Source organism: Mesorhizobium sp. P170090 (assembly GCF_057786115.1).
In genome coordinates this window covers 5,485,270-5,493,342 of the sequence record NZ_JBYNWH010000001.1, presented here as the reverse complement: position 1 = coordinate 5,493,342, position 8,073 = coordinate 5,485,270, and the positions used below count along the sequence as shown (strand labels likewise).

The window sequence follows — 8,073 nt, the reverse complement described above, 5'->3', positions numbered from 1 at the left end:
ACAGTGAAGACTTCTGCTTTGCAACTGTCCCGCAATCAATTTCATATATCCCGGTATGCAAGTCTCGGCATTTTTTACGTGTGGTAAACCCGGAAGATATAATCAGATATACATTGGCCGCGCCGCGCTTCGTTTGATATCCGCCGGCTGAGCTAGATTGGTAAACAGAAGTATAAATTTTAATAAAGTTTTACACAAAATAGGTATTCCCGATTGAAGGAAACTTATCCACCTTCCTTTCCAGTAATTTGAGACAAGATTGGTACCGTCCACAGTCAAGAGGTGGGCGTTATGAAAAAAGAAAAATCTGCCCTGGGAATAACCGGGCTCAGGCTCCTCCTGCTGGCAATGGCGATCACAAGCCTGCCGCAGCCATCATCCGCGAAAGCAATTGCCGTGGATGCCGGCGCTGCCGCTGGAGTTCTGGCAGCGGTCGAAAACCCGTCCAGTCTCGGCGGCGTTTCGCTGGCTCGGCCGCAGCCATGGCAGCCGGTTTCAGCCTACCGGATCGGCATGATTTTCAGCAGCTATGGTCCTGTTGCCGTTGATGAAAAGCGTGGTTCTTCGATCGCGCCGCCCGCCGCCGGGATCGACCTGATCCAGACGGCGGCGATCATTCCCGGCGTGTTCGGTTCTGTTGCCCTGTCGATGCGCAATTTCCCGGTTTCGGCGCGCTGGGCGCCGGTCTACAAGGCAATTGTCGACTGTACCGCGAGCAGCGCGTGCGAACGCAAGAACAGCGCCTTTGCCGAGATCGTCAAGGCAGCCGGGAACAAGCGCTTCATCGATAAGTTGTCCTTCGTCAACTCAAGTATAAATCGCGCCATCGCCTACAAGAAGGACAGCGTGGTTTACGGCAAGCTCGACTACTGGGCCAAGCCCCGGGAAATCCTTGAGCGGCGGGCAGGGGACTGTGAGGATTTCGCCATCCTCAAGATGGCCGCGCTGCTGCATGCAGGCATCCCGGCGCAGAGCATGTCGCTGGTCGTCTTGCAGGATCGCAAGCGCGGTTTCTTTCATGCCGTGCTGTCGGTCAGCACCGGCAGCGGCGTCTTCATTCTCGACAGTTTGAGCAATGTAGTTTCCCGCGACACAGACCTGCCGACCTACGTGCCGCTGTATTCGTTCAGCACCGATCGCGCGTGGATCCATGGCGCGAAGACCGGTTCTGCTCAAATAGCCGATATCAAGGGCGGCCTTTCGACGGTCGCGCCTGGTGAAGGTGTGCAGCCGTAAGCTCCCATCAGAGAGTCTTGAGCGCTCTATCTCTTGTTTGACGCAATTTTCCACGGAAACCGCTCACACTTTTCCCGGAATTGCTCTAGCCGCCGAAGACGAACGCCATCAGCAGTTCCGGCTCGACCACCGGCGCCCGCACCGCGCTCAGTTGACCGCGGTAGCGGCGGTCGCCGGCGCCTATGACGAAACCGGTCGCGACCGGCGTCTCGCCATTGGCGTCGAGCCTGGCGAATATGTCGGCGACATTGAGGTCCAGCGCCAGCTTGAGATCCTGGCGCGCGTCCTCGTTCGGCGCCACCGGCAATTGCCGCCGCACCAGTTGCTGGAACGGCGCATTGAAGGTCAGGATCTTCTTCGACGATGCCAGGGCAAAGGCCGGCGAGGGACAGGCGACGAGAATGGCGCTGATGGTCTTGATCGACGCGAGCCTCTGCAAGGTGAGGTTTTGGTCGGCCAATCCACGCATGCAGGCTACGCGAATTGCCGATGTCAGGTTTCCGGCGTTGGCGTGGCTCTCTGCAATTTCCTCGATCAGTGTGCCGATCGTGCATTTGCGGCTTTCCGCCATCTGCTTCAGCGATGTCCAGAACGCCCGTTCCAGACGAATGCCGCGGCGCGTGCCGCCACGCGCCACAACCCGGAACTCGAGACCGAAATCCTCACTCGCCAGCGGTGGCAGCAGCCGGTCGCGATCGACCGGGCGGGAGATCGCACTATCGCTCACTCATTGCCTCCTCCCGCGCCTTGTTGATTGGTTTCAGAAGGTAGGTGAGAATCGTTTTGCGTCCGGTCTTGATGTCGACCGAACAGATCATGCCGGGGATGATGGAATAGGTCTTGCCGTCCCGTGTCAGGGTCGATTTGTCGGTGGCGACACGCACCTGATAGTACGGTTCGCCGGTCTTCTGGTCGACAAGGCTGTCGGCAGTGATGTTCGACACCTTGCCTTCGATGCCGCCGAAGATCGAGAAGTCATAGGCGGTCACCTTGATCAGGGCATCCTGGCCCGGCCGGATGAAGGCGACGTCCCGCGGTGAGACCCGGGCTTCGACCAGCAGGGTCTCGGACGTCGGCACGATACCCGCGACGACCGCGCCGGGCTGGACGAAGGCGCCGACCGTGTTGATGTCAAGCGTGTTGACGATACCATCGACAGGCGAACGGATATCGGTACGCGCCACCTTGTCGGTGGCACCGCGTATCGTCTCGTCCACCACCGAGAGATCGGCCAGCGCCTGCGTCAGATCGCTGAGCGCTTCCTGTTGCAGCTGGAGGCCAAGTTCGTCGACCTGAAGCTTGGCTTCCGTGATGGCAGACCTGGCTTTCTTGATGGTCTCTCCGGCAAGCGTCAGCTGACCATTGAGCTCGGTCTGCTCGCGCTCTACGCGGAGCTGCTCGGTTCGCGCCATCAGGCCTTTCTTGACCATCGCTTCGACCAGCTTCGCCTCCTGGTCGCTGACGGCCAGGTTCTTGGTGAGGCGATCGGCATTGGCGTTGGCTTCGTCGAGTTCCTTCTCACGCTGATCGAGCCGCGACTTTAGAACCGACAGTTTGACTTCGAAGTTATCGCGCCGCGCGATTAGCAGCTTCTGCTCGTTGTCGCAGATTTCCGGCGCCACCTTCTGGATCTCGGACGGACAGGGAAACGCGCCCTCGAGGCTGCCGGTCTGTTCGAATTGGAGCCGTGCAATGCGCGTCTGCAGCGCCCGCGCCTTGGCCTGCTGCTCGCCAAGGCTGGAAGTGTTGAAGGTGTTGTCGAGACGAATGATGAGGTCATTCTTCTTGACGACCTGACCGATCGTCACGGCGATTTCCTGAACCACGCCCGGCTCGCTGGCCTGGATGATCTGGGTCTTCGACGCCGGTATGATCTTGCCGTCGCCGCGTGCGATTTCATCGACCTCGGCGAAGGATGCCCAGGCTACCGAACTCGCAAAAAGCGCTCCGATAATGAATATCGAAGCCGACGCAAAAAGCGGCGGACGGTCTTCCCTGGCTAGCATTTACCACGTCCCAACGTGCTGTGTTCACGCATAATTCTGTTCGTCAGGCGCTTGTTTTCTGCAGCGCCTGTATCACCTGGTCTTTCGGTCCATCGGCAACGATCTTGCCCTGCTCGATGACGATCAGGCGGTCGGCCAGCTCGAGCATGCTGAAGCGGTGCGTCGATACGATCAGGGTCGTGTTGCGATCGAAAGCCACTTTGAGCTGCTTGATCAGCTGGCGCTCGGAAGCCAGATCCATCGAGCCGGACGGCTCGTCCAGGAACACGATTTTCGGTTTGGTCAGCAACAGGCGGGCAATTGCCATTGTCTGCCTCTGACCGCCCGAGAGATTGGTGCCGCGCTCGCCGACATTCATGTCGTAGCCTCGCGGATGGCGGGAGACGAAGTCGTCGACGCCGGCAGCCTTGGCCGCCTCGACGATCTGCTCATCGGTCGCCTCCGGGCACGCCATCAGGAGATTTTCCTTGATGGTGCCGGAAAACAGATCGTTGGCTTGCGCGACGATCCCGACCGCGGCGCGAACCTCAGATGGGTGGTATTGGCGGATGTCGATCCCGTCCAGCAGCAGCTCGCCGGAGGTCGGCAGGAAAAGCCTGCCGATCAGCCTCCCCATGGTCGTCTTTCCCGAGCCTATGCGGCCGATGATGCCAATCCGCTCACCGGGCTTCACCGAGAAATTCAGGCCGGTCAGCACTTCGTTTTCGGAACCCGGGTAGACAAAGCCGACATTCCTGAATGCCATTGCACCGTTGCGAATGGGGCGGTTGACGAAACCAACCGTGTCCGGCCGATCCTCAGGCTGCGCCATGATCGAATTCACCATTCGCAGGGACAGCATCGCCTGGCGAAGTCTGGACAAGGTGATCGCAATCTGCCCAAGCGGGGCCACCGCCCGGCCCGCCAGCATGACGGTGCCGATGATGGCGCCGGTCGAGACATGCCCTTCCGAAAAGGCATAGGCGCCGGCCACGATCAAAGCGACGGTGACCATCTGCTGGATGGCTTGCGTTATGTTGCCGGCGGCAGCCGAAAGCTGTTTGATCTTCTCGGACGTGTTGGATGCGTTCTTGGAATGCTCCGCCCATTTTCGCAGAAGGTACGCCTCTGCCCGCAGCGATTTGATCGTTTCCAGCGTGGAGATGGATTCCACCAGCAGGGCCTGGCGCTGCGAAGCCTCGTTCATGGAAGCGGCAACGCGTTTGCCGATGCGCCGTTGCGTGATCAGCCCGACGATCACCGAGGCGACAAAGGCAATGGCCGGTATGACGACCAGCCAACCGCCTATCGCATAGATGACAAGAAGAAAGACGAAGACGAAGGCTGTGTCGATGAAGACGCTGATGGTGTTCGACGTGAAAAACTCGCGCACGAACTCGTACTGGGTCACCCGATTTGCATATTCGCCGGTTGAGCCGGGCCTTGCCGACAAGGACGAGTTCAGCACCTTCTCGAAAAGCATATAGGAGATGCGAAGATCGGCCTTGCGCCCGGCATAGTCGATCAGTGACGCTCTGGCGGTCTTCAAGAGCAGGTCGAACAGAATGACCGCGCCGATCCCGATCGACAGCACCCAGAGCGTCGATATCGCCTTGTTCGGCAAGATCCTGTCGTAGACGTTCATGGTGAAGATCGGTGAGGCAAGAGCCAGCAGATTGATGAATACCGCCGACAGGATGACCTTCGAATAGGTGCGCCAGAACGGCCCCATCGTGCCGGTCAGCCAATGTCGCCGCTCGATCTTGGCCGCCGAACCGACGCTCATTGCCTCTACTGCGTTGGCGTAGGTTATCGAGAAGGAAACGCCGCCACTAATATAACTTCCGGAAAACTCGGATTTGCTGATTGTCGTGCGCCCGTCTTCCTGGGGAGCGGTCGTAAATCCACCGTCCTCGGTCTGGGCAAGCAGCGCAACCGGCAACTGGCTGACGCGAAACAGAATGGCGGGAAGGTCGATGCGTCCGCGAAGAAAGTCGCGATGGCTGAATTCCGTGATTTCAAGACCGATGCGTTCGGCAAGATGCCGGATGGCGTCGATATCGATGCGGGTGTCTGACAGCGGCACGCCGGCAAACAGCACGGTCTCGGAACTCGGCCTGCCGAGGTACCCGGCAACAGCGGAGAAGCAGGCCTTGAACGCCTCTTTTGGGGAGAGGATTTTGGGTTGTGGGTTCACGATCGGCCCGCAGGACTATCGTTCGTCCTTGACCTTCCTACTTCTTTCTTACCGGTGCGAGGATGTCGAAAGGCAGATCGTTCATCTGCTCCGACGGCGTGCGCGCATAGGTTTCGGTGTCGGCCGTTTCAGGCGCATTGAACTCGGCCTTGGCATAGGCGGTGGCCTGTTTTGCCGGCTGAAGATTCATGGTCTTCAGCAACTGCCCGGTTGCCGCCAGCAGCCGGTACTGCGCGAAAAGCGACGCGTAGGATGCGGTGTCGGCAAGCGTAGCTGTGTTGAACCGCGTGTTCTGCGCGTCGAGCACGTCGAGCAGCGAGCGCTGTCCGACCTTGAACTGCTCGCGATAGGACGCCACCAGCCTTTCGTTGGCGGCAGCCTGAAGCTTCAATGTCTTTGCCAGATCGGCCTGCCGGAAGCGGCGATCCCATGACGTACGGACGGCTTCCTCGATCTCGCGCAGAACCTGGTGCAGCACAAGGCGCTGCTCGCTGGTGCGGCGGACCTGCTCTTGCTCGTTGGCTTTGTCGATGCCGCCGCGATAGAGGTTCCAGCGCAGCACCAGCCGCGCCTGCAGGTCGCTAGCGTCGCCATCGTCGCCGTCGATGTCATAGCCGCCGCGGGCGCGGCCTTCGGCGATGACGGAGGGCCCGAATTTCGCCCGCGCCGCATCCACCAGGGAGGCGGCGGCGTCGATATCGCTGTTGGCCATGTGGACGCGCGGATTGTTCTGTCGCGCCAGCCCTAGCGCGTCGTCGAGCGACCTTGGCAGCGCGCTCGAGACATCGCTCGGCCTTGACGCGTTGGTCAGCGGCTTACCGACCGTCTTGAAGAACCGTATCTTGGAAGCCTCCAGTTCTTCGGTCGCCTCCTGCATACGTGCCTTGGCAGCGAACAGCCGCTCCTCGGCCTGCTGGCGATCAGCCTCGTTCAACGCGCCGCCTGCAATACCTTGCCGGATGTCGCCGAGGATTGCCTGGTGAAAGCCCAGATTCTTCTTCGCTTCTGAAACGATCGACGCCTGCAGCATGTATTCGAGATAGTCCTGGACGACAGACAGTCCAATGAATTCAGACCGTTCCAGCACCCGGAACGATGCGCCGTCGACCCGCGACGCCTGACGGTTCAGTTCCGCCCGCCTTGCGCCGCTGTCATAAAGCGTCTGCGTGACAACGACATCGGCTTCCGCCGGATAGAGCGCGTCATCCTCTATGGACAGCGAACGCCGGGAGGAATTGTCGAGACGACGAACCCCCGCCGACGCCTCGACATCGACGCTGGGAAGATAAAGTCCCTTCGCTTGGCGTAGCTCGAATTCGATTGCTTCGCGGTTTTCGATCGCTTGGCCAATTTCGGGGTTGGACTCCACCGCAACCGCCATCGCCTCCTGGAGAGTGAGCGCGTGAGCATTCCCACAACTCAATATGGCGACCGTCGTCAGCAGGCCGAGGCGCTTGCCTATCGCCGACATAGATGTCGTATTCATTTCACCCCACCCCAACGTTCCCCTGCGCCATTATTGCCAGGCGTTACAACTCAACCGTGATTGTTCACAAATTTGCAAAATATGGGAGCACTTATTGATTTAGTGACCGCTAAAACGCTAAATTCAAGCAAAATTCTATAGAATGTCGCAAAAATGGCACATAAAATACCCACTGCGGTTTTTGAGTAACAGCCGTCCGAGTTTGAACAGGCAAGCGAAACCGCTCCGGGAAGGAGGACCGCAAGGCCACCTTATGACCTATTTGCTCCTGATGGCTTGACTATTTCTGGGTGTACTTTTTCAGCGAGGTGACCGACAACATCTTGGTGGCAGCTACAATCGGCAGGATAATCTTAGCCCGCTTGCCAAGAGCCTGGAACGGACACCCCTGCCTTTCTTCGACCTGAAGCGTGGGCATAAATCCCTGAGCCGGCGAATAAACGCCGGCGACTGCTTCACTGGCCAGCGTGCCAGCATAGGGCTCGTATGACGGCCGATCAACGACTGGGTCAACCGAAGAGGTGACGGTACTTTTTGAGGCGGTTCTGTAGGCCATCGAATGCCGCAAGGTCCAAAAATCGCTCGATTGAGCCCATAGCTGGTGAAACCTCAAAATATTTCTTGCGGCGATTTTCCGTTAAAATCAAAAGCGTAATTTTTTTGACGGTTCTAGTGTCGGCCTTTCGCAGCTCAGAAAAAAATTTGACTGTAACGAGTCATACGCTGTTTAAACAATGCGGAACGAAGTGGTCGGTAGCGCCACCACTTTGCGGGACGACATACGAGAGTTGCAGGACGAGCGGTCAAACATCGAGGGGCCGCCGGCTCGTTAGATACCGCTACTCGTTCTTCCGCGCCATTCCAACAGGCTGAACTTCGAGGCAAGTGAGCCCGTCCTGGTCCGGCGCCTCAACTCGTAAATCCATTCCACCGATTACAACTGCCTGCAAGCTGCCGCTTGTTTGTTACTTCCCGAGTCTCATCGGCCATATCGAGGCGCTAGACCGTCAGCTGGTCGCGCGCTGTTGCCACAGCTGCCGATCTGCAACCGCCCCCATTTCCGCGGTTCTGGACCCTATCTCCCAACGTTTGCAAAACGAGGTCAGCTATGGTCGGCAGTTTGGGGTCGCGGGAGCATACGGAATGACACGGGAACCTTTCAGATTTTG

6 protein-coding genes are annotated in these 8,073 nt (G+C 58.8%); 1 reads left to right on the top strand and 5 read right to left on the bottom strand.

Going from position 1 to position 8,073, the window contains the following annotated elements:
- Positions 1–291: 291 nt before the first annotated feature.
- On the top strand, positions 292–1,236 hold the full coding sequence (locus AC3EML_RS26545) for a transglutaminase-like cysteine peptidase (RefSeq protein ID WP_352521474.1): 945 nt from the start codon (positions 292–294) through the stop codon (positions 1,234–1,236).
- An 85-nt stretch (positions 1,237–1,321) separates the two neighbouring features.
- Here the strand turns inward: AC3EML_RS26545 and AC3EML_RS26540 are convergent, their stop codons facing one another.
- From AC3EML_RS26540 to AC3EML_RS26520, 5 genes are all read right to left on the bottom strand, one after another.
- Positions 1,322–1,963, bottom strand: a complete 642-nt coding sequence (locus AC3EML_RS26540) for a ribbon-helix-helix domain-containing protein (protein WP_023667950.1) — start codon at positions 1,961–1,963, stop codon at positions 1,322–1,324.
- A complete protein-coding gene (locus tag AC3EML_RS26535) occupies positions 1,953–3,242 on the bottom strand; it encodes an HlyD family type I secretion periplasmic adaptor subunit (RefSeq protein ID WP_023667951.1) in 1,290 nt (429 codons plus the stop codon). The genes AC3EML_RS26540 and AC3EML_RS26535 overlap by 11 nt, the downstream gene beginning before the upstream one ends.
- A gap of 43 nt (positions 3,243–3,285) precedes the next feature.
- Positions 3,286–5,418, bottom strand: coding sequence for a type I secretion system permease/ATPase (locus AC3EML_RS26530; protein ID WP_023691465.1), 2,133 nt, complete (start codon positions 5,416–5,418; stop codon positions 3,286–3,288).
- Between the two features lie 37 nt (positions 5,419–5,455).
- Positions 5,456–6,904 carry a TolC family protein gene (locus AC3EML_RS26525; protein ID WP_352521475.1) on the bottom strand — a complete coding sequence of 483 codons (1,449 nt, stop codon included), beginning with the start codon at positions 6,902–6,904 and terminating at the stop codon, positions 5,456–5,458.
- Between the two features lie 280 nt (positions 6,905–7,184).
- Complete coding sequence (locus AC3EML_RS26520) at positions 7,185–7,460, bottom strand: hypothetical protein (RefSeq protein WP_352521476.1); 276 nt, start codon at positions 7,458–7,460, stop codon at positions 7,185–7,187.
- Between the last annotated feature and the right edge of the window lie 613 nt (positions 7,461–8,073).